Consider the following 23,169-nt stretch of genomic DNA (forward strand, 5'->3'; position numbering starts at 1 on the left):
AAACTAACTAGTAGAAAGATCCTGAAATAACGTGCTTAAGCCCCATCGCGGGGATTAACAAGAATTCCAGCTAATCTCTTGTTATTCGCAAGCTGATGTTTTATATTGACATAATAGCAGGTCAAAAATAAAAGAGGTGATCGGACGAGATGACTCCACGCACGAAGGAACAAAACGATGAGATCCGACTGCGGCGTCTGGCGCAAATCCGGAAAGCCGCTGCCGATGTGTTTTTGAATAAAGGGCCTTTACTGGAAATCCGCGATGTGGCCGCGCAGGCGGGACTCGGCTATGGCACGGTATACCATTATTACAGCAATAAGGGCGATTTGCTCCAGGATCTGCTATGGGACGCATTGGAGCGGGCCGGGGGATGGTTGGAGACGCCTCTAGAGGCTCCGCTGGAGGTCCCCCGCGCTTCGGCTTTGGGGGAGGCGCAGGCGGACGGGCATTTCGGCTTGGCTGCTGCGGCGGACACCGGGAATTCGGCTGCCGCGGATTCCCGAAGCGGAAGCCGCGAAACGGCCGCTTCCGCAGAGCTTGGCCCTGTCGCCGCCGGCGTCCGGCTGCTGCAGCTTTGGGCGGAGGACCACGCCCTTTACCTGCTGTATAAGCTGGCCGGTGAGGGCTTTGCCTCGCTGCCTGAAGCGCGCTCGGCCACGCTCTCGGCTGCCTTTCGCCGGGAGGTGCTCGCGCCGCTTGCCGCGCTGCTGGAAACCGGGCGTGCGGCGGACGGGGCTGCCGCTTCCGGCGGAAACGCGGCGGAGCCGCCGTATCGGCTACAGCACGCGGAAATGCTGCTGGCCGCCTTGGTCGGCTGTGCCTCGCTTTCGCTTCGCCGCGGAAAGCTGCACGAGGAGGCCAGGGATATCGCCCGGTTTTTAAAATTATAGAATGGATAAGGAGCGAATAAACAAAGATGATCATTTTAAAATCACCTAGGGAAATCGAAGAAATGAAGCCGGCGAGCCAAATCGTTGCAGACTGCTACCGCGAGGTGGCCAAACTGATTGAGCCTGGGATCACCACCCGGGAAATCAATGACTTTGTTGCCAGACACATCACCAAGCTGGGCGGCAAGCAGTTTACGAAAGGGTACAACGGTTTCCCCGCCGAAACCTGCATTTCGGTCAACGATGTGGTGGCCCACGGTATTCCTTCGAACCAGGTGCTTATGGACGGCGACTTGCTGAAGCTCGACATCGTCGTGGAATACGGCGGATGGTTCGGCGATTCGTGCTGGTGCTATGCGGTGGGCAATATCCGGCCGGAGGCGCAAAAAATAATGAAGGTCGCAAAGGAATGTTTGGACCTGGGGATAGCCCGGGCGCTCCCTGGGGGAAGGCTCGGCGACATAACGTCGGCGATTCAACAGCATGCGGAAGCAAACGGGTTTTCGGTCGTACGCGATCTGCTGGCGCACGGGATCGGGCGGAGCCTGCACGAGGAGCCGAGCTACGAGCATATCGGCGTAGCCGGTAAAGGCATTCGGTTAAAGGAAGGCATGGTGTTTACGATTGAACCGATGATCAACGAAGGTACGTTCCGTATCACGATCGATGATGATCGGTGGACGGCGAGAACGGCCGACGGCAAGTTGTCAGCGCAATATGAGCATACGATCGCAGTTACGCCGGACGGACCGCTGATTTTAACGGCCCAGTAAAAAATAGAAGCAAGCGGACGGGAATACGTCATTTTAGGAAATAAGTCGCTAGTCCGTCCTGCTTGGCCTGGCGAAGGTTCGTATTCCGAAACGACGAAAAACCTTGTTGTTATGAGGTTTTTCATTATGACTTTGGTAGCAATTTTGTAACCTTTACTTTTGGATCAATCTACTAGCCATAGAGGCTGCCGCAAAAAAAGGCTGCTCTCCGTTTCCGGAAAACAGCCTCCTGTACATCTTCTAAAACACACACGATCACCTTTGTCACGCTATTCTTTAACCGAGCCTACGACGAGGCCCTTAACGAAAAACTTTTGCAGAAACGGATAAATAATCAGGACAGGAAGGGCACCGATAAATATTTGCGCCGCACTAACTGTCTTCTGCGAGATCAAGGCAAGCGATACCGGATCAAGGCTCATCGAGCTCATGTCACGCGAAATAATGACCGTTTGCAGAAAGGTCGCCAGTGGATATTGGTGAACACCCTCTGTGTAGAGCAGGCCGTCGAACCATGAATTCCAGTGGAACACGATGCTGAACAAGCTGAGCGTTGCAATCGCTGGCTTCGATACAGGCAGGAAGATCGTGAACAACACCCGGAAGTGCCCTGCTCCATCGATCATCGCCGCCTCCTCCAGCTCCTTCGGAATGCCCCGGAAGAAGTTCATCATCAAGATCGTTAAATAAATATTAACCGCTCCGGGAAGCACCAGTGCCCAGAAGGAGCCCATCAGGTTCAAATTCTGGATCATCATATAGAAGGGAACAAGCCCGCCATTGAAGACCATCGCAAATACGAAAATCCATGAGTAGTATGAACGTGCCTTGAAGCTCGTGCTTTCTCTGGAAAGTGGGTAGGCTGCCATAAACGCCAGCAGCAGTGTAAGCGCCGTGCCAATGGAGGTCCGCATTATAGATATCCAAATCGAGTTTAAAAAGATCGGGTTGTCGATCGTTTTGCGATAAGCCTCCAAAGTGAAATCTACTGGCCACAAATTAACGATATTGGCATCGGCCGCCGACTTCGCGCTGAATGAAATCGCCAGTACATGAACAAGCGGGATAATGCACAGGAGCGAGATAAACAGCAGCCCTGTATTATTGAGTATAGAAAATATGCGGTATGACAGTGTTTTATGGTACATTCTAGGCTCGCTCCATTCTTAGAAAATTCGATAGTTTGCCCATTTATAGGCCATGCGGTATGAGACGAAAATCAAGATCATGCTGATAATGGATTTGAATAATCCGACCGCTGTTCCAAAGCCCATTTCCCCGCTTATAATCGCTGTGCGATAAACGAACGTATCAATAATGTCGCCTTTATCGTAGACAAGCGGATTATACAGGTTGAAAATTTGGTCAAAGCCCGCATTCAAAATGTTGCCGAGTGCCAGCGTACCTACGACAATCGCCATCGGTACCATCGAAGGCATCGTAATGTGAAGCGTCTGCTTCCAGCGGCTTGCGCCGTCCACTTCGGCTGCCTCGTACAGCGAGGGGTTGATGTTCGATAGAGCTGCCAGAAAGACAATCGTTCCGTAACCGAACTCTTTCCACACCTCGGAAATAATAACCGTAAAGCGGAACCAGTTGCCTTCTCCAAGGAAGAAGATCGGCCCGATCCCGACCATGCCCAGAATCCGGTTTACAAAACCGCCATCGCTAGACAGGATGTCGATCAAAATACCACCCAGTATGACCCATGACAGGAAGTGGGGCAAATAAACCATCGTTTGCACATAACGCTTGAAAAGCTCTTTGCGCACCTCATTTAAGAAAAGAGCAAAGGTGAATGGAGCTGCGAGGTTAAAAATAATTTTTAAAACCGCAATGACCAGCGTGTTCCAAATAACCTCCAAGCTGTCCTCCCGCTCAAACATATAGCGAAAATTATCGAGACCGATCCATTCCGAGCCTGTAATGCCCAACCGGGGCTTAAAGTCTTGGAAGGCCATGACAATGCCCGCCATTGGCAAATAGCTGAACAAAATCAGAAAAACAAGAGATGGCAAAATCATGAGATGGAACGGCCAGTGGCGCTTTAGCTGCCTCATATTGTAGTATCCTCCTGAACGCAATTGTATGAATTACCTCAATTATAGCAACGCCCCAAACCGCCTGAACACATGACGGAACCAACATTGATGGCACTATTGCAACTACTTTTCACAGGAGCCTCGCAAAAAAAAACAAAAGCAGCCTGCCGGGGGCAGACTGCTTTGCTGACTTGCACTATTTTACAGATGCATACCATTCATTTACTTCCTTCGTAATTTGCTCGCCGCCGGATTTGTTCCAGTTGGCAACGAATGTATCGAAGGCGTCAATCGGCTTCGTTCCGTAAATAATTTCGTTAAACGTTTGAAGCTCGATTTTTTTCAGATAATCCATTTTGGACTTCATCGTCGGCGTTGTAGGACCAGTAAACATGTTCATAAGCGCAACATCCTTCTGGGACATGAGCACCTTCGCCGCTTCTGGCGTTTGTTTGCCAAAGCTGTTTGCAATATCTTTTTCCAGCTTCGTCTCTGGCTCCTTGCCATCTGCCAACTCCAGCAGAGCTGTCATTTGCGCGTCTGGAATACGGGCGCCATCGCGAACGAGGAAATAACGAACAATGTTGATATAGCCTCCAGGGATATCATCTTGATAAAGCGTGTTGCCATTGGCATCAACATCATAGTCATAACCTTTGAACATACCAACCTCCAGCGGGCTGCCCTTCGCAGGGTTTGCGAAGTTGTCAAACATCCAGTTCTCATAAGTGAACAAAGCCTCAGGATGCTTAATATCTTTGTTGATCAAAATAACAGCGCTGGAAAATGGCGTGCCATGGCTTGTCGCTTTGCCGTCAGGACCTTTTGGCAGTGCGATCGGCGTCCATTTTGCTGTTGGCACGTTTTTCGCTGTATCAACAAGCGGCCAGCCGCTCATCCAGTAAGGTCCAGGAATAATACCCGCTGTTCCTGCAACTGCTGGCTCAGCCGTCTTGTTCTCATCCCATAGTGCCGCTTCCTTAGGAATAAAGCCTTTTTTGCTCCATTCCGAAAGCTTCTCGAGGCCCTGCTTCATGCCTGTATTAATAGAACCATATTCCAGATTTCCGTCAGTTCCAACATTCCATTGCTCTGGCATAGCGCCATAAGCACCAAAAATCCATGATGGGTCGCCCATCCAACTGCTCAGCTTCGTTTTGAAGCCAATGCTAAGCGGCGTTACTTTATCCGGAGCCAATCCGTCCGGATTGTTGTTTTTGAAAGCTTCCATCACAGTTTCCAGCTCGGCAATCGTTGTCGGAGCCTTCATATTCAGCTTGTCCAGCCAATCCTGGCGGATCCACAGCAAGTAGTCGTTGTTATAAGCATAATCCAGTACGGGAATACCCATTTTTTTGCCGTCGCGAATATATGGATTCCATACGTTAGGGTCAAGCTCCATCGCTTTTTTCCAAGTGTCATTTGCATATTGGTCAAACAGGTCGCCAGCTTCACGGAAATAGCCGGAATCGACCAGATCGGCTACCAGCTGCGGATCATTATTGCCGACAACAAGCACGTCAGGCATATCCTGTCCCGAGGACATGGCCAGGCGCAGCTTTGTAGCTAAAGCATTGTTTGTATCCGTTACCGACCACAGCGATTTAATCTCGATGCCGAATTGCTCCTTGGCCCATTTTGTCGCTACGTTGTTCTCAATCGTTTCACCATTCTTATATTTCACCTCAGGAGCTACACCCCATACGGTCGTCAATGTAACAGGCGGATCATATTTCTCTTTATATTCATTTTCCGTAGAAGCTCCCGCATTCGTTCCTTCGCCCGTCCCTGTGTTATCCTTGCCGCATGCTGCGAGCAGGCCGACAACGAGAATGAGGCTTAGTACGAGCAGCAGCTGCTTTTTGTAAGCGCTAATCATTTTTGTTTTTCCCCCTCCATCTGTATGGTGCAATTGTTTATGACTTTATTATAGGAGCATTGCTGGGGGAGTCATATGACAATAACCGAACATTTCTGCACCTTTGGCAACCTGTTCGCCTTTCGCTATTGATCGCGGAACTCCTGTGGCGTCATGCCATAATGCTTTCGGAAAATTTTGCTAAAATATTGCGGGTTCTGATAACCGAGCTCCGAAGTAATCTCATAAATTTTCTTATTGGTCTGCTTCAGCAAATAATGCGCCCGCTCCATTCGCATCCGGGTGATATAGTCACTGATGCTTTCGCCCGTCTGGGCTTTGTAAATTTTGGACAAATAGACGGGATGCAAAAACACCTTGTCAGCAATCGTCTTAACCGATGTATCATGACCAAGACTTGCGGACACAAGCTCCTGCACCTGCTTAACCAGACTGCTCTTGGCATATTCCTCCGTACTCGATAGCTCCGTGCGCAGCCGCTCCAGCATATCTGTCGACCAGTTCCGCAGCTTGTCCAGCGAATGAATAACGGTGTGGTCGAGCAGCATATCAAAGCCCGCGTGATCGATTTCATAAATAAATTGTCCCTGTTTATGGGCGGTATACATAAAGGCATTCGTAATCGAGAGAAACACCTCATAAAGATGCTCCCGCGAAAACTTCACCTGCTCCAAATTGCCGAACACCTCATCGATTTTAAGCAGCGCCGTGTCCCACTGCTTGGACTCCAGCAAATGAATAAGCGTGGGCGGCTTATACAACGCCTCCATCAGATTGACTCGCGTCTCCGGCTCCGCCTGATGATTTTCCAAATAGACGGCAATGCCCGATTCATGAATGGCGCTCGACAAATATACGCTCATTCCCGTCCGGTACGCATTTGCCATGCCGCTCGGAAAGGAGAACCAGTCGGAAATAATGAGCGATACTTCCGAGCGGAGAAAATGGGAAATTTGCCGTCTAAAGACGTCCACCGCCTGCTCCAGCATCTCCCGCCGCTGTCCTTTGTAATCTGGCGAAAATTCCAGCTGCCGCTGCTGCTCCTCATTCGGCTGCGCGACGAAGATGAGGCAATTATGCGGCGCTTTGCCATACCATACGTTCATATGCTCAGCGAACACTTCCTCGCCAATATTGCCGACCGCATATTCCATCAGCTCCATGCTGCTGCGGTTGCTTTCATCATAAGGGTTGCTGTATTGAATCAGCAAAATGACGGAAGGAGCATCAAGCCGCAGCGGAATTTCATATTGCGCCAGCTTGGCGCCAATCGTCGTATCCGAAAGCTGGCGGCCGAGCAGCAGATCATGCAGCAGATTGCGGCGCAGCAGCCCATATTCCGACTTCATATTGTAGACGAGCTGATGGTATTGCTCCGCTTGCTCCCACTCCACCTTCAGCTCCTCGATCGTATTCATCAGGCTGCGCACAAATTCCTTATCGTCCACCGGCTTCAAAATATAATCCGAAGCCTGTAATTGGAGCGCTTTTTTCGCATATTGGAAATCCGAGTAGCCGGTCATTAAAATGCAGCGCAAATCCGGCCAGAGCTTCTTCGCCTGTTCAATCAGCTGCAGGCCGTCCATCCCCGGCATCCGAATATCGGTGACCAAAATATCAATGTCGCCCGCCTCCATAATAGCGAGCGCCTCGGCAGCGGACTCGGCCCGGTACACCTTGCTGACGCCAAGCTCATCCCACGGTATGGTCTTCTCTAAGCTCAGCGTCACATAGGCCTCATCATCTACAAGCAGCAGTTCAATCATTGTGATGCCCCTTCCCTGTCGGTGTCTGTTCGATCTGTTTCTCGCGGGTCACATTCCAGCGAATTTGCACCTTCAAGCCGCCTAGCGGCGAAGGCGACAGCACAATGCCTGAGCTTGCTCCAAAACGCAGATGCAAGCGCTGATGGACGTTCCAAAGGCCGCAGCCCATCTCCTGTTCCATGGGCCGCGTCAATTGGTACTGCAAGGAAAAGAGCCGCTCTGGATCAAGCCCTACGCCATTATCCTCGACGGTAATGGCGGCGAACTCGCCATCGTATTCACCCGATATGCGTATACGGGCAGCATCCGGCGATTGCTCAATGCCATGGATGACCGCATTTTCCACCAACGGCTGAATGACGAGCGGCGGAATTTGAAAACGCAGCAAATGCTCCGGAATGTCCAACTCATAAGACAGCCTACTCATTCGCATCTGCTGAATATCCAAGTAGTTGCGGACAAAATCAATTTCCTCCCGCGCATCGACCAAATCTCGCTCCTGCCGGGTCGTATAGCGGTAGTAGTTCGACAGGTTCTGGCTCATCGCAATGACTGACTGATAGTTTTCCAGCTTCGCCATGCTCGATATAAAGGAAAAACAATTATAGAAAAAATGCGGGTTGATTTGCGATTGCAGCTGCTTGAGCTTCGCCTCGCGCACATGGATTTTTTCCAAATAAACATTCTCGAACAGCTCTTGAATTTGCTGCACCATCAGATTAAAACGGATAAAAACGAACTTGAATTCATTGTTGCCGCGCCCTTTCGGCGTAAGCCGGACGCCGTAATCGCCATTTTTCAGCTTCTGGAAGCTGATAACGAGCTGCTTTATTGGAACCTGCACCTGTGCATACAGCATATAAGCGATTAAACAGCTCATCAATAGCAGCAAACCAACCGAATAATAAAATAAACGGTTCGTTTGGTTGATCGGCTGGAGCACATCCGATAACGGGATATAATCAATCAAATCCCAGCCTATCGTTTCCGAACGGACAATATTGACCAAATAGCGCTCCCCGTTCACCTGAACGGTATGGCTGCCACCAACCAGCAAGCCGCTCTCATCCAATTGGGCAATAAGCCGATTGCCCAGCTGCTGATCGGCGGTACGATTGTATATCGTACCCCATTCCTCGTTGTAGTAGAAGGGGTCGCGCCGGCCATCGCGCTTGAATTGGTCGAGCATGCCCTGAATATTCGAGCTGTCAAAGCTGACCTCGATGAGCAGTCCCGTATCCGTAGCCTGGGACAAATTATTGTAAGGCAGCGCCGTCATCAGCGAGAAACGGAAGCCATCACCGCCGAGCGGCTTCACCTGCCAGCCGCGTTTCAGACGGGCGGCCAGCGTCTCTTTATTATAGGGAACAGCATCGTTCACCGTGATGACGCGGGCCAGCGTAGGCGAATAAATCGCCAAATTGCTTTTCCAATTGGAGGAGCTTTCCTGAATGCTCAGCTTGGTCTGAATGCGCTTGACCATCGTAATCGCGGGTAGATCGAGATTGTCGAGCTCGACATAATAGTCGCGCAAATTCGCAATGTCCGGGTCCTGAATGAGCAAATTCGGCCATAGCCCTAGCAGATCAATCGAGGAATTGACCTGATTTTGAAAAAAAACGAGCTGATTTGTATTCGAGCGGTTAAGCTCAGAATCTAGAACTTCTGTACTAATATGATTGGAATAGGAGTACAGTCCTATGATCGGCAGCAGCATAATAATGAACAATCCAACGATTTTGGAAAACAAATTTACTTTAGGCATCCGCACACCTGGCTTTCTTCTAAATCAAAATGCTGCATTCAGTATAATGTCCCTCTCGCATTGGAGCAATGCCTGACCAGATCGAAGCAAAGAGAATATACGGCTGGTCTGTCATTATATGTCGAAAATCTCGTGCAAAAATGATAAACTATTTAATAGAATTTCAACGAGAAGAGGTCTAGCATGTACAGCGTATTAAAACGCAAAAAAGGCTTTACCCTGGCATCCATTATCTCCTGCATCGTGCTTTTTTCCGTCCTCATTACCATCGTCATCAATGTAATTATCGCTTTCAAGTCCCAGAGGGAATCCCTTTATAACAATACATTGGAACTAAATCGAATTACAGCTGGCGATCTCAGCAAAACAACACAATCGCTCGTTATTTCAATGAAGCGCAGCCTTGAAATTACAGCGACTTATTTATCCGATGCCGACCTGGAAAGCAGCGCCGTGCTGGCGCAGCTTGATTTTTTTATGGGAACCAATCATTATTTCAATTCGATTGCCGTCGTGAATGCCAAGGGCGTCATCGTCTCCACCTCTCCCAACAATTTGGGTGTTATTGGCCGCAAGGTGTCAACCGAGGAAGCAACGCAAGCGCTTAAATTGCAGAAGCCGCATATTTCGAAGCCTTATATTTCTCCGTCGAATCGGATGATCGTGTTTGTAAGCCAGCCGGTTTTCAGCCGTGAAGGCGCCTATCGGGGATATGTGGCCGGAACGATTTATTTGCAGCATGAAAATATTTTTCGAGAAATTCTTGGCGTGCAAAATGAGAATAACAGCGGATCTTATTTCTACGTCGTGGACGAGGAAGGCAATATGATTTATCACCCGCATATGGAGGATCATCCGAAAAATGTCAGCATGAATGCCGCCGTGCAGCAGCTCATGCAAGGAAAAAGCGGACAGCAGCAAGTAACCAACAGTCAAGGCGTCGACTTTCTAGCAGGTTATTCCGTCGTCCCTGAAACGCAGTGGGGGATCGTATCCCAGACGCCTGTCAGCTACATAGAGCAGCAAAGCTGGGAGCTCATTACAGACATGCTGAAGGTTTCCGCGCCGTTCGTGCTGCTGCTCCTTTTCCTGACGCTGTGGCTCTCGCGCATGCTTGCCTCTCCGCTCAATCGGCTGGCGAATTATGCTGCGCAGCTTACCATGATGGATCAAATGCCCGATACGCTCCCCTCACAGGTTCACTGGAACTATGAGGCAAACCAGTTGAACGCTACAGTTGCGCTTGCTTTTCATGAGATGAAACGGAAAAATGATGAGCTGTTTCAGGAATCGCAAACGGACGCCCTCACCGGTCTTCCGAACCGCCGGACGCTTAAGCTGGTTACCGAGGATTTGGACCGCAGACAAATTCCGTTCTCCGTCATTATGCTAGATTTGGATCATTTCAAATCGGTCAATGACGAGTTTGGACATCCGAAGGGCGATGAGGTGCTGCGCCTGCTTGCAGCCATGATGCTGGAGCATAAGCGCGAGGGAGATTTCTGCTTCCGTTACGGGGGCGAGGAATTCACAATCGTGCTGCCATACACGTCAGAGGAGGATGCATTTGGCGTAGCGGAACAGCTGCGAAAACAAATGGGACAGGCGGATACGCCAATTGGCAGGCAGGTCACGCTGTCGCTCGGCATCGCCTCCCACTCGAATCAGCTGAGCGAAATAGACGATTTGTTCAAGCAGGCCGATGATGCGCTGTATGCTGCCAAGCATAATGGACGCAATCAGACGATTTTGCATAGTCAGCTTTCAGAACAGTCGGCCTGATAGCTAACAGCACCGCTGTCACTTGGCTTATACAGCCGTGGCAGCGGTGCTTTTTCATATTGTCGGCAAAAATGAAGCGGCGGGGCAGGGCCGCTCGCCTACTTAATCAGCTCAGCATAGGCTTCCGCAGCCAGCAGCTTGCCGAGCGCCTCCTCCAAGCCTTCCTCCAGCTCGACCTCCACGATCCAGCCGCCATCATAAGGCTCGCTGTTAATCAGCTCGGGCTGGTCAATGAGCGTGCTGTTTACCTTTGTAATTCGGCCAGATACTGGACTATACAGCTCCGATACCGTCTTAACCGACTCAATCGTGCCGATGCTGTCGCCAGCCGAAACCGCCGCGCCTACCTCTGGATACTCTACGAATACAATATCACCCAATTGGCATTGCGCATGATCGGTAATGCCGACCAGCACCTTGCTTCCCTCCGTTTGCAGCACCCATTCATGCTCATCGCTATACCGCAGCTGCTCTCTAATTTCGCTCATTCCCAGCGCCTCGCTTTCCCACTCAAGTTCAAATTCTTTGTTTAAATTCAGCTAAAAAAAGACAGAGAACAGGCGTAATTGCCCATTCTCTGTCCTCGGTACCTGAGAGTTTGAGAGCGGCCGCTGATGAAGCATGGCGGCACTCTTTACCCCTTTGGTGGCTGTTCGCACTCTCCAGAGCTGCGTCAAATGCCGGTACGTTTACCTGAGAGATTATTCGTTATCCGGCAAGGATAACGGCTTGCTCCTTCGGTGCCGCCCAGTCAGCTATCCAAATAGCCTCAGGCAGTCTCTCCCGTTCATCATCATCCGCATATTCAGTTGCCTTGATTCCCCACAAGCATAGCTTATTCATTAAATGCATGTCAACATTCCTAACAAATAAGTCGAAAACCCACAAAAAAAGATTGACATCCGTATCCAGCTGATGCGTATAATGAGGGCAAAGGCATATAAGCAAGGACCTAATTAAATACGCGGATGATGGCAGCGGGAGAGATTACTGATGTACAGGTAACGCCGAAGGAGTAAGCCTTTTAGGTGAATCTCTCAGGCAAAAGGACCTTTGTCGGACGCACCTCTGGAGAGAATTCGCCACGAGCGAATCACCCAAGGGGAAACTTACGCATATATGACGTGTTTCGTCATATTTTTCAAGGCGTGGGGCAACTCTCAGGTACAACGGACAGAGCGAAAGGAAAGATGGATGGGCGAAGCATGCTTCGCAGCGCCCCCTTTTTCCCTTTCGCCTGTCCTTTTTCTCATGCTTATTGAAAATTTCGAGCTACATTCCAGCCAAATTCGAGCTAAAGAGGTGATTTTATTGAGCAGCCTTAAACGTACGCCGCTTTTTCCGCTGTATGCGGATTTTAAGAGTGCCCGCTGCATTGATTTTGGAGGCTGGGAGCTTCCCGTCCAATTTTCGGGCATTCAGCAGGAGCACGCCGCCGTCCGCGAGCAGGCTGGACTGTTCGACGTCTCCCATATGGGAGAGTTTATCGTCACAGGAAGCAACGCCGAAACCTTTCTCCAGCAAATGACGACAAATGATGTGTCGCAGCTGCAGCCCGGACAGGCGCAATATACGATGATGTGCTACCCGGATGGCGGCGTAGTCGACGATCTGCTCGTTTACAAGCTCGGGGAGCAGCAGTACATGCTCGTTGTCAACGCTTCGAATATCGATAAGGATTGGCAGTGGCTGGAGGAAAATGCCGAAGGGGACGTCTCGCTTCGCAATCAGTCCGATAGCACCGCGCTGCTGGCACTGCAAGGCCCGAAAGCCTTGGATATTTTGTCGAAGGTGACGGATGCGCCTATCGCAGCGCTTCCTGCGTTTCATTTTATTAATCAAGCATCTGTATACGGACATACCGCCTTGGTGTCCCGCACTGGCTATACGGGCGAGGATGGCTTTGAAATTTATTGCAGCAGCAGCCATGCCGCCTCGATCTGGCGCGGGCTGCTTGCAGCCGGAGAAGCTTATGGACTCATGCCCGCCGGGCTTGGCGCCCGCGATACACTGCGCTTTGAAGCCAAGCTGCCGCTTTACGGACAAGAGCTGTCGGCAGATATTTCTCCGCTGGAGGCTGGACTTGGCTACTTCGTTAAGCTGGATAAAGGCCCGTTCATCGGCCGTGAGGAGCTGCAGCGCCAGAAGGCAGAAGGTGTCCTCCGCAAGCTCATTGGCTTGGAGCTGCTGGAGCGCGGCATTCCGCGCCCGCATTACACCGTCCATAACGCCGAAGGGGAGCAAATTGGTGAAGTAACGACGGGAACACAATCGCCTACGCTGAAGCGCAATTTGGGCCTCGCCCTTGTGCAAAGCGCCTATGCAGCCATCGGCACGGAGCTATGGCTCGAGGTTCGCGGCAAGCGGCTGAAAGCCGTCGTCGTCAAATCGCCATTTTATAAACAGCCCAAGGTCATTCCCGCCCAATCCTGAAAAGCCTGCACGTTCGCTAACTACTACGCACCCATCAGGGGCTTGCAAAAAAAAGGAGCAACCGCCATGTATAAGCACCGCTATTTGCCGATGACCGAGCAGGATCAGGCCGAAATGCTCGCCGCCGTTAACGCCAGCTCGATTGAAGAGCTATTCGCCGATATTCCTGCCGCCGTGCGTTATGACGGCATTTTGCCCATGTCCGGGCAGCTCGATGAGCCTGCCTTGCTGCGTCATATGCGCGAGCTCTCTGATAAAAACGCCGACTTCGACCGCTATACGAGCTTCCTCGGCGCAGGGTTGTACGACCATCACATTCCAGTCGTCATCAACCATATGCTGTCCCGCTCGGAATTTTACACCGCCTATACACCGTATCAGCCGGAAATCAGCCAAGGGGAGCTGCAGGCGATTTTTGAGTTCCAATCGTATATTTGCGAGTTAACCGGCATGAAGGTCGCCAATGCCAGCATGTATGACGGGGCAACGGCGCTTGCCGAAGCAGCAGCGCTTGCCAGCGGGGCGACTAAGCGCAAGCAAATTATTGTATCTCGCGCCGTCCATCCGGAGGCGAGGGAGATTTTGCTGACGTCCGCACGCGGGCTGAATTTAGAAGTCGTGGAAATTGGCTATCAAAATGGCGTCACTGATGTAGATGCCCTTCAAGCGGCCATAACAGAAAATACAGCTGCTGTTCTCCTTCAATCTCCGAATTTCTTCGGCTGCATCGAAAACATTCGCGCTATTGAGCCGCTCGTTCACGCCAGTAAAGCGCTGCTCGTCGTCAGCGCCAATCCGATCACGCTCGGCTTGCTGGAATCGCCGGGCGCGCTTGGCGCCGACATCGTCGTCGGCGATGCGCAGCCGCTCGGCATTCCCGCATCGCTTGGCGGGCCGACCTGCGGCTTCTTTGCGGTGTCAGAGCCGCTCATGCGCCGCATTCCTGGACGCATCGTCGGGCAAACCGTAGACAAGGACGGCAAACGCGGCTTCGTACTGACGCTCCAGGCCCGCGAGCAGCATATTCGCCGCGAGAAAGCGACGTCGAATATTTGCTCCAATCAGGCGCTGCTCGCATTATGCGCCTCGATCTATATGTCGGTGCTCGGCAAAGCAGGCATGCAGGAGGTAGGGCTGCTCAATGCGCGCAAAGCCCACTATACCGCTAGCGTGGCGGCAAACGGGCCGCTGTCGCTCGCTTTCTCGGCCCCCTTTTTCAATGAATTTGTCCTCAAGCTGCCGGATTCGGCCGACCTTGCTGCCGTAAGCGCCAAGCTGCTGCAAGCGGGCTATATTGGCGGCTACAATCTAGGAGACGCCTATCCTGAGCTGAAAAATCATATGCTCATCGCCGTAACCGAACGCCGCACCAAGGAAGAAATCAATGCATTCATCCGTGAATTGGAGGCATGTGTATGAAACCCGAGAAAGCGTTAATTTTTGAGCTCAGCAAGCCGGGGCGCATCGCCTATTCCTTGCCTGAGTGTGACGTTCCTGCACTCGCAGCCGAAGAGCTGCTGCCTGCGGAGCTGCTGCGCAAGCAGCCCGCTGAGCTGCCCGAGGTGTTTGAGGTCGATGTGATTCGCCATTACACCGAGCTGTCACGCCGAAATTTTGGTGTCGACAACGGTTTTTATCCGCTCGGCTCCTGCACGATGAAATATAATCCAAAAATCAATGAGGATACCGCCCGCTTTCCCGGCTTCGCCAAAATCCATCCGTACCAGCCGGAGGAAAGCATCCAAGGCGCTCTTGAGCTGCTTTACACGCTGCAAAATGACCTCGCCGCTTTAACCGGCATGGATCAAGTAACGCTTCAGCCCGCAGCAGGGGCGCACGGCGAATGGACCGGCCTTATGCTCATCCGCGCCTATCATGAGAGCCGCGGCGAAGCTCGCACCAAGGTGATCGTGCCGGATTCCTCGCATGGCACGAACCCGGCGAGCGCCACCGTTGCCGGATTCGATACGGTGACGATCAAGTCGGATGCGCGCGGCATGGTCGATTTGGACGCGCTAAGAGCTGCCGTCTCTGAGGACACCGCCGCGCTTATGCTGACGAACCCGAGCACGCTTGGCTTGTTCGAGGAGCAAATTGTCGAGATTGCCGCCATCGTCCATGCGGCAGGAGGACTGCTCTATTACGATGGCGCCAATTCGAACGCCATTATGGGGATTGCCTGTCCGGGCGATATGGGCTTCGATGTCGTCCATTTGAATTTGCACAAGACGATGAGCACGCCACATGGCGGCGGCGGTCCCGGTGCTGGCCCAGTAGGCGTCAAAAGCCTGCTTGTGCCGTTTCTGCCTAAGCCCGTCGTCAGCAAACGGGAGGACGGCACCTTCTACTGGGATACAGACCGGCCGGAATCGATTGGCCGCGTCAAAGCCTTTTACGGCAACTTCGGCATTTTGGTGAGAGCCTATACCTATATCCGCACCTACGGACCGGAGGGGCTGCGCCGTGTATCTGAGCTTGCGGTATTGAATGCCAACTATATGATGCACCGCCTCGCACCGTATTATGAGGTCGCCTATCCAGGGCTGTGCAAGCATGAATTCGTGCTGTCGGGCAAAAGATTGAAAGCTTATGGCGTGCGCACGCTGGACGTCGCCAAGCGGCTGCTGGACTTTGGCTATCATCCGCCAACGATTTATTTTCCGCTTAATGTAGAGGAATGCATGATGATCGAGCCAACCGAAACGGAAAGCAAGGAAACGCTGGACGGCTTTATCGACACGATGATTCAAATTGCCCAAGAGGCAGAGCAGACGCCTGAGCTCGTCCTTAATGCCCCTTATACGACAGTCGTCAATCGTCTCGATGAGACGACAGCGGCGCGCAAGCCGGTTCTGAATTGTACCTGCGGATAGCCGCTGCAGCTTTGAGGAAATAACTGGAATGGTGTAGTGTTCCATTGAAAATAGGTTTACAATGGAAATAACGATGGAACCTACAGGATGTGATCGCACATGGATTTTTCTTGGAAAAGAAACTTATATGTATTGTGGATTGGCGTGTTTTTTACGAGTACGGCTTTCACCACCTCCATTCCATTTATTCCGCTGTTTCTCTCAAGCGAGCTCGGTATTGACCAGCATTTGGAGGCTTGGTCTGGCATTTCTTTCGGCATTACCTTTCTGGCAAGCGCGCTTATTGCACCTTACTGGGGCTCGCTCGCCGACAAATATGGCCGCAGGCCGATGCTCATTCGCTCAGGGTTTAGCCTAGCTGTCCTTTACATGGTGACCTATTTTATTTATGACCCGTATTTGTTCGTCGTGCTTCGTATTTTCCAAGGCCTGCTTGCTGGCTTTGTTCCAGCCGCGATTGCACTAGTCGCCACCAACACACCGGAGCAGAAAACAGGCTATGCTCTCGGCATTATGGCGACAGCCGGCGCGACAGGCGGTATTATAGGCCCCGTCATTGGCGGGGTCGTCAGTCATTACATCGGCAATCGCGAGGCTTTCCTTTTCTCGGGAGGCATCGTTCTCATTGCCGCGCTTATTGCCGTCTTCTTCGTGCGGGAAAAGAACTTCAACCGCTCGGGCGCCCGCTCCTCCATCAAAGAGGACTTAAAGCTTGCGCTGTCCAACCGCTCCTTCACCACGCTGCTGATTTTGGCGGCTCTGGCAACGTTCTCGGTTATGATTCTGGAGCCGCTGCTCACCGTCTATGTTATGCAGCTTGGTGTCAGCGGCAGTGAAGCCGCCCTGCAGTCAGGCATCGTCTTCTCCGCCGTTGGAATCGCCACGCTCATTGCCGCACCGCAGTGGGGCAAAATCGGCTCAAGGATCGGTTTTTCCAAGGTGTTGTTTATTGGACTTCTCGGCGGCGGGATCGGCAATTGCCTGCAATTTTTCGTCAGCGATTACGTAGAATTCGGTGCACTGCGATTCATCTATGGACTGTTTTTCGCCAGCGTCTACCCTGCTATTAATGCCTTGATCGTCAAGGTGACGGACAGCAGCTTCAGAGGACGAGCCTTCAGCCTCAACCAGTCGGGCACCATGTTCGCGACGATGCTCGCTCCCGTTATTGGCGGTGTGCTCGGCGGCATCATCCCGATTCGCTGGGTGTTCATCATCAACGGGCTTATGCTGATCGCGGCCGCCCTGTTTCTGAAAACTCACGCGCTCGGCGGCTCGGTTCAGACTGTAGCAGCAGACACAGGCAAGCAGCCTGCTCGTCCATAACCAAAAGCCCCGCTCCCTCTGATCAGGCTATGCCTTCGATCAGTAGGGGCGGGGCTTTTTTGCTAGATGATTAGATGACCCGACGTGCGGTTACATACGTTTTGCTCCATGTACTTCCGGCAAAAGTCGAGATCGTTACGCCGATTCCTTTACGATACGTATGAAGCAGTTTGCCGTTGCCCATGTAAATAGAAACATGGTTAATGACGCCATCTCTGTTCGTATCGGAGAAAATCAGATCGCCAGCTTTCAAATTGCTTCTGGATACATATTTGCCGACCTTGGATTGGCTCAGCGAGGAGCGTGGCAGCGTAATCCCGTTCTTCTTGTAAATATATTGTGTGAGGGATGAGCAGTCGAACGAGCTGGTGTTGCCCGTTTTTGCCCCAAATTTATAATCAACGCCCAGAAATTTCTGTCCCATTGCAATGACGCTGCTGGCAGTGGATGAAGACGATGCAGCCTCTACCTTTGCTGCTGGTACAGCCAAGCTGCCAGTCAAAGCGATGGATAGGCTTAGCGTGACACTAAGTAACGTTTTGCCTAGCAGGGTTTTGCCCATAATGGTTTTCTTTGTGCTATTCATGATGTATCCTCCTTTGGTAAGAACAGATGCGGTATAATTCCTGCTAACACCATACCACAGCTATTTACCCCACCAATTACCAATGAGAGGACAACCCCTACATGCGCCTAGACCTAATCATTTTCATTAAAAATCCATTTTAATTATGAAAACACTCTTACTTGACATTCATTTTAGAGGCCAGATCTACCAGTCAACCCGCGCCCACCCTGCTAAACCTTCATTTCAGAATGCTGAATCCGCGACGTTTCTACCTGAATTGTCGTATGTGAAATTCCAAACTGCTGCTCGATTCTCGCAAGCGCCTGCTGCAAAATTTGCTGGCTGTCACGGCCATCCTCCACCAGCAAATGGCAGCTCAGCGAATCAAGCCCCGACGTGATCGTCCAAATATGCAAATCATGCACATCGATGACGCCTTCGATCCCCGCGAGCACCCGCTTCACCTTCACCTGATCAATCGACGGCGGCGTGCCTTCCATGAGAATATGGAGAGTTTGCTTGATAATGCTCCAAGCGCTCCGCAAAATAAGCACCGACACGAGCACCGATATAATTGGATCGGCAATATTCCAATCGAACAAGTAGATGAGCAGCCCAGCGAGTACAGCCCCGACTGAGCCAAGCGCATCGCTCAGAACATGCAAATAGGCGCTGCGTACATTCAAGTTGTTATGAACATCGCCTTTGCGCATTAAAGCCCATGCACTGGCCAAATTCGCCAGCAGACCAACAAGCGCAATGAGCATCATTGAGCCGCTGGCAACAGCAGGAGGATCGAACAAACGATGGTAGGCCTCCCATACAATAAATCCGGCTATGACGAACAAGGCAATGCCGTTGAACAGCGCGGCCAAAATTTCAAAGCGGTAAAAGCCGTAGGTTTTCGTTTTGGAAGCGGGCTTGCTGGCGAACCAGACTGCAACCAGGCTAAGAATTAGCGCGCTCACATCGCTCAGCATATGGCCAGAATCAGCAAGCAGCGCGAGGCTACCCGTCAACAAGCCGCCGAAAAATTCAAGAAACATAATTCCGACTGTAATCGACAGCGCAATAATCAAGCCAACCTTGTTGCCATTGATATCAAAATGATGGTGGCCACCCGGTCCATGTGAATGGTCGTGCCCGTGGCCATGGGCGTGACCAGGGCCATGAGTATGATCATGTTGATCACCTTCGCTGTGGCTGTGCCCATGATGATCTTGATGATCTTGATGGTCGTTATGATCATGGTGATCATCCTGGTCATGACTGTGTTTATGACTGTGCCCATGATCGTATTTTTGACTGTCCTGCCGCCCAGCCGTCTGCTGATGCTCTTTCTTTGTGTCCATATCCTCTACCTCCTGCTGCTGTTAAAAGCGATTCGCTTCTTCAATAAAAAATAACATATGAGCATGTATTCATATATTATATAATGAACCAGCTGGACACTTTTGTCAACCAGTGTGCTTCCTTATTTTTCTCCACTCTTCCAAAAAGCATTCCTTTACTTGGGCACCATGCTTCCAATCAAAAAAGCCCGAGCTCGTGCAGCCCAGCTTTTTCAAGCTTAGACGCGCACACTCGGGCTTTCTATTATTCGACAAGCTGCTGCACTCGGGACGAACTCGGTTCATTTACAGCGCTGGTCATCCTATTTATTGTAAGGTGACAACGTCGCCTTCCTTCAAGCCTTCCAGCACTTCCACCTTATCTCCCGCTGACATCCCGACCTTGATGTCCTGACGCTCATATTGGCCTGCGCCTTTTTCCAGCATCACATAAGATGAATCCTTATCGCTCATAATAGCAATGGACGGCAGTGCCAGTACATTTTCCTTACTCTTTGTTTCAATGTCACCAGTAAGCGATAGTCCTGCGATCAAATATTCGCTTGGCTCAAGCGAAATAACAACCTCGAATTGCGCAGCTTGATTGAGGCTGTTTTGATCCGTGCCGGTTTTGGCGAATTTGGATACCCGCAGCACTTTGCCGTCAAGTAGAACATCCTTCATCGCTGTCATCTTCACTTTGACCAACATATCCGTTTTGATGCGGAAAACATCCTGCTCCCCGACAAGAGCAATGAATTGCAGCTTGTTCAGATCCACGATTTTGCCAATCAGCTGGTTGTCACCAACAGCTTGCAGCTGCTTAGCAGCTTGATCAAACAGAAAAATACCATCGCCTGGTGAACGGTATTGGGAGTCATTCAGCTTCAGCCGCTTTTGCGTCAGCGCTTTTCGTTGAATCGAGTCCTTCACATCGTTCAGCTCCTGCGTCAAGCGGGCAATTTCCTTGGCAGCCAGCGCCTTTTTGCGCTCAACCTCCGTCGCCTCAAGCATCCCTAGCTCATCTTCCGTATTCGTTACAAAAGCTTGCAGCTGGGCCTCCAGATCAGCCTTATGCAGCTCAGCTTCCTCCTGCGTAATTTGATTTTGCAGCTCGGTCTGGTCAAGCGTGAACAACACCTCGCCCTTTTTGACCTGCTGTCCGTCCTTAACCTTCCACTGCGTCACCTTGGAGCTGAAAGGCGCATAGACTGACGTTTCCTGCTCATATAGCGACTTGCCCTTAACCTGAATCGTATTGACGAGCGTCTCCTTGGTCACCTGAAACGTAATAGCCTGTGAATCGCCCGACATATCGACTATCGCCGGCGGTTTCGACATCGAGTACAGCACCAAGCTTATCCCGATTAATACAATCCCGATGATGATCCATTTTATCTTTTTCTTCATCTCTTCTTCTCCCCCTGGTTCCTCGCTGGCTCAGGCATGCTCTGACAATAGCGCAGGACGCCTCTAATCCCTCTTGATTGCGGTCAATGCATCGGTACGCGAAGCGCTGACTGCCGGATAAATCCCCGATATAATGCCCGTCATCACGGCAAATGCCAGCCCGACCGGAATAGCGGTCAACGGAATAAAGATGGACATATTTTCCTCGCCGGTAGACATCGATAAAATAAGTGCATTAATTCCCCATACGATCCAGTATGAAAATAAAACGCCGAGCAGACCGCCGAGCAGTCCAAGCAAGGCTGCTTCTACAATAAACATATTTCGGATTTGCGACAGGTTGGCACCGAGCACCTTCATAATGCCGATTTGGCGGCGCCGTTGGTACGTGGACATCGTCATCGCTACAATAATGGAAATCGAGGCGATAATGAGAATGAATACGCCTGCGCCTACCGCGATGCTTTTGAACACAGCGAATTGCTCTTCAAGGCTCTCTTTTTGCAAAAGATTGGATTGGGTGTTCAAGGTGAGCTTCTTAATTTGCTCTTCCACCTGCTTCACATTTTCCTCAGCATCCACCTTTACCGTTACTTGATTGTAGGTGTCGTTAGCCGTCTCCTCACCGCTGCTTTGCATTAGCTGCTCTCGCAGCCTGTTCGCCGTTTCAATTGATACGTAAATTTTGCGGTCATTGGCAATTTGCATATCGGATACACCTTTAGGCTTCTTCAATACCCCTACAACTCTAAGGGCCTCACTGGTCTTTCTCTTGTTATCCTGATCATTGTTCATAAGCTGAATCTGCTTCTGATACAAGGCAGATGGTGTGGTCATCATCGTCATATATTGCTCTTGCAGTGCTGGATCGCCCGGATTTAGATTCATGGCGTCAAACAGCTTATTTTGCTCTTCTTCATTTATTAGTCCAAGCGTCGTACCGTAGCTTATTACAACAGAGTTAGGAGCGTCCGACGCCGAGCCCTGCCAATACGTATTGCCGAAGGCTTCCAGACTGTTTAGATCCGTTCCAATAACTTCGGCATACGCCTGTTTATCATCCGAAGTCGTCATTTGCATGTAGCTCAGCTGCTGCATAGCCGCTACGGCCTTGACATGCTTAATATTGCGCATAATTTCGACCTTTTGATCAGACAGCTTGCCCCGATTTTTCACTTCATCGCTTGCCGTGCTTTGGCTTCCGGGACCAGCGGATGCGCCATTATCCGGCATAACCGTAATCTCATCCATTTTCAAATAGCTCGTGAGCTGGGTTTCAACAATTTTCTGTGTAGATTCCCCAATGCTCATCGCCAAAATAATAGCGGCACAACCAATCGACAAGCCGGCGGCACATAGCATAGTAACTACTTTGCGCCGTCTGACCTGATCCCATGACAGCCTCGTAAGATCGCTTACTCTCAATGGACAGCCTCCTCTACCGGAAGCTTGTCCATCTCGACAGCAGGCTGCGATTTTTCCAGCAGCCCGTCGCGAAGCGTAATGATATGCTGGGTCTGCTGCGCAACCTCACGCTCATGCGTGACGATAATAAAGGTCGTATTCATCGTCTTGTTCAAATGCTTGAGAATGGCCAAAATCTCCTCTTCCGTCTTCGTATCCAAGTTCCCCGTAGGCTCATCGGCGAAAATAACCGATGGCTCTGTAATGAGCGAGCGCGCAATACTGACACGCTGCTGCTGTCCGCCCGACAGCTGGGAAGGGAACATTTCCCCTTTATCCGGTATGCCGACCTGCTCCAGCAGCTTCAGCGCCTTCTGCTTGCGAATCGAAGGGCGCGTCGATTGGAACACGAGCGGCAGCTCGATATTTTCACGAACCGTCAAGTTCGGTATGAGCTCATAAGCCTGAAAAATAAACCCGATATGCTCGCGGCGGAACTCCGCCAGCTTGTTTTCGTTCATTTTTACGATGTTGTGGTCGGCAATGTAAATACTGCCCTCCGTCGGCTTCATCAGCCCCGCCATCAGATTGAGCAGCGTCGACTTTCCTGAGCCCGAGCTGCCCAGCAATGCAACCATATCCCCTTTGTTCACGCGAAAATCGATCTGTTGAAGAACCAGCGTCGTCTCATTGCCGTTCTTAAATGCATGGGACAAGCCCTCTACACGAAGCAATTGCTCCACTCCCCTTGTCTCTCTAACTCTACTAATCCTAAACGGCTGTCGACGGCAACTATTGCTGCACAAAATACAGCCAAAGCGGTTATCGCTTTAACTGTTCTGTATTCCATAATTATCCTTGCTTTTTTAATCGTACTATAACCTCTGCAAAAGAACAATGCAACTGCCGTTGCTTCCTGTTTTC

The 23,169-nt window shown here is 51.0% G+C and carries 18 protein-coding genes and 3 riboswitches; of the genes, 7 read left to right on the forward strand and 11 right to left on the reverse strand.

Annotation, left to right across the window (positions count from 1 at the left end; all coding sequences use genetic code 11):
• Nucleotides 1–149: 149 nt before the first annotated feature.
• Both WH37_RS16330 and map read left to right on the forward strand, forming a co-directional pair.
• Entirely contained in the window at nucleotides 150–893 is a 744-nt protein-coding gene (locus WH37_RS16330) for a TetR/AcrR family transcriptional regulator (protein WP_046231686.1), read from the forward strand.
• A 26-nt stretch (nucleotides 894–919) separates the two neighbouring features.
• Nucleotides 920–1,666 carry a type I methionyl aminopeptidase gene (gene map / locus WH37_RS16335; RefSeq protein WP_046231687.1) on the forward strand — a complete coding sequence of 249 codons (747 nt, stop codon included), beginning with the start codon at nucleotides 920–922 and terminating at the stop codon, nucleotides 1,664–1,666.
• A 269-nt stretch (nucleotides 1,667–1,935) separates the two neighbouring features.
• Here map and WH37_RS16340 read toward each other — a convergent pair whose 3' ends face one another.
• The 5 genes from WH37_RS16340 to WH37_RS16360 form a co-directional block, all read right to left on the reverse strand.
• On the reverse strand, nucleotides 1,936–2,814 hold the full coding sequence (locus WH37_RS16340; protein WP_046231688.1) for a carbohydrate ABC transporter permease: 879 nt from the start codon (nucleotides 2,812–2,814) through the stop codon (nucleotides 1,936–1,938).
• Nucleotides 2,815–2,832: 18 nt separating this feature from the next.
• Nucleotides 2,833–3,726 (reverse strand): ABC transporter permease, encoded by an 894-nt coding sequence (locus WH37_RS16345; RefSeq protein ID WP_046231689.1) that lies wholly within the window; start codon nucleotides 3,724–3,726, stop codon nucleotides 2,833–2,835.
• A gap of 178 nt (nucleotides 3,727–3,904) precedes the next feature.
• Nucleotides 3,905–5,587 carry a type 2 periplasmic-binding domain-containing protein gene (locus WH37_RS16350; RefSeq protein ID WP_046231690.1) on the reverse strand — a complete coding sequence of 561 codons (1,683 nt, stop codon included), beginning with the start codon at nucleotides 5,585–5,587 and terminating at the stop codon, nucleotides 3,905–3,907.
• Between the two features lie 125 nt (nucleotides 5,588–5,712).
• Nucleotides 5,713–7,353, reverse strand: coding sequence for a response regulator (locus tag WH37_RS16355; RefSeq protein ID WP_046231691.1), 1,641 nt, complete (start codon nucleotides 7,351–7,353; stop codon nucleotides 5,713–5,715).
• Complete coding sequence (locus tag WH37_RS16360) at nucleotides 7,346–9,118, reverse strand: sensor histidine kinase (protein ID WP_046231852.1); 1,773 nt, start codon at nucleotides 9,116–9,118, stop codon at nucleotides 7,346–7,348. Before WH37_RS16360 ends, WH37_RS16355 begins: the two co-directional genes overlap by 8 nt.
• A gap of 183 nt (nucleotides 9,119–9,301) precedes the next feature.
• On the opposite strand from WH37_RS16360, the gene WH37_RS16365 reads away from it, so the two are divergent.
• Entirely contained in the window at nucleotides 9,302–10,900 is a 1,599-nt protein-coding gene (locus WH37_RS16365) for a sensor domain-containing diguanylate cyclase (RefSeq protein WP_046231692.1), read from the forward strand.
• 98 nt (nucleotides 10,901–10,998) lie between these two features.
• On the opposite strand, the gene gcvH is transcribed toward WH37_RS16365, so the two are convergent.
• Nucleotides 10,999–11,388, reverse strand: a complete 390-nt coding sequence (gene gcvH / locus WH37_RS16370) for a glycine cleavage system protein GcvH (protein ID WP_046231693.1) — start codon at nucleotides 11,386–11,388, stop codon at nucleotides 10,999–11,001.
• A gap of 184 nt (nucleotides 11,389–11,572) precedes the next feature.
• Nucleotides 11,573–11,696, reverse strand: a riboswitch (glycine riboswitch).
• A 172-nt stretch (nucleotides 11,697–11,868) separates the two neighbouring features.
• Nucleotides 11,869–11,963, forward strand: a riboswitch (glycine riboswitch).
• 3 nt (nucleotides 11,964–11,966) lie between these two features.
• A riboswitch (glycine riboswitch) is annotated at nucleotides 11,967–12,079 on the forward strand.
• Nucleotides 12,080–12,211: 132 nt separating this feature from the next.
• Between gcvH and gcvT the strand changes: the two genes are divergently transcribed.
• From gcvT to WH37_RS16390, 4 genes are all read left to right on the forward strand, one after another.
• Nucleotides 12,212–13,333 (forward strand): glycine cleavage system aminomethyltransferase GcvT, encoded by a 1,122-nt coding sequence (gcvT, locus tag WH37_RS16375; RefSeq protein WP_046231853.1) that lies wholly within the window; start codon nucleotides 12,212–12,214, stop codon nucleotides 13,331–13,333.
• A 66-nt stretch (nucleotides 13,334–13,399) separates the two neighbouring features.
• On the forward strand, nucleotides 13,400–14,752 hold the full coding sequence (gcvPA, locus tag WH37_RS16380) for an aminomethyl-transferring glycine dehydrogenase subunit GcvPA (protein ID WP_046231694.1): 1,353 nt from the start codon (nucleotides 13,400–13,402) through the stop codon (nucleotides 14,750–14,752).
• Nucleotides 14,749–16,206, forward strand: coding sequence for an aminomethyl-transferring glycine dehydrogenase subunit GcvPB (gcvPB, locus tag WH37_RS16385; protein ID WP_046231695.1), 1,458 nt, complete (start codon nucleotides 14,749–14,751; stop codon nucleotides 16,204–16,206). The genes gcvPA and gcvPB overlap by 4 nt, the downstream gene beginning before the upstream one ends.
• A gap of 99 nt (nucleotides 16,207–16,305) precedes the next feature.
• A complete protein-coding gene (locus WH37_RS16390) occupies nucleotides 16,306–17,532 on the forward strand; it encodes an MFS transporter (protein ID WP_046231696.1) in 1,227 nt (408 codons plus the stop codon).
• Between the two features lie 70 nt (nucleotides 17,533–17,602).
• Here the strand turns inward: WH37_RS16390 and WH37_RS16395 are convergent, their stop codons facing one another.
• The 5 genes from WH37_RS16395 to WH37_RS16415 form a co-directional block, all read right to left on the reverse strand.
• On the reverse strand, nucleotides 17,603–18,118 hold the full coding sequence (locus tag WH37_RS16395; RefSeq protein ID WP_082110853.1) for a C40 family peptidase: 516 nt from the start codon (nucleotides 18,116–18,118) through the stop codon (nucleotides 17,603–17,605).
• A 212-nt stretch (nucleotides 18,119–18,330) separates the two neighbouring features.
• Nucleotides 18,331–19,452, reverse strand: a complete 1,122-nt coding sequence (locus WH37_RS16400) for a cation diffusion facilitator family transporter (RefSeq protein ID WP_082110854.1) — start codon at nucleotides 19,450–19,452, stop codon at nucleotides 18,331–18,333.
• Between the two features lie 306 nt (nucleotides 19,453–19,758).
• Nucleotides 19,759–20,841, reverse strand: coding sequence for an efflux RND transporter periplasmic adaptor subunit (locus WH37_RS16405; RefSeq protein ID WP_046231697.1), 1,083 nt, complete (start codon nucleotides 20,839–20,841; stop codon nucleotides 19,759–19,761).
• A 63-nt stretch (nucleotides 20,842–20,904) separates the two neighbouring features.
• Nucleotides 20,905–22,266, reverse strand: a complete 1,362-nt coding sequence (locus WH37_RS16410) for an ABC transporter permease (protein ID WP_046231698.1) — start codon at nucleotides 22,264–22,266, stop codon at nucleotides 20,905–20,907.
• Entirely contained in the window at nucleotides 22,263–22,979 is a 717-nt protein-coding gene (locus WH37_RS16415; RefSeq protein ID WP_046231856.1) for an ABC transporter ATP-binding protein, read from the reverse strand. Before WH37_RS16415 ends, WH37_RS16410 begins: the two co-directional genes overlap by 4 nt.
• Between the last annotated feature and the right edge of the window lie 190 nt (nucleotides 22,980–23,169).

This window comes from Paenibacillus algorifonticola, assembly GCF_000971975.1.
Classification (GTDB): Bacteria; Bacillota; Bacilli; order Paenibacillales; family Paenibacillaceae; genus Pristimantibacillus; species Pristimantibacillus algorifonticola.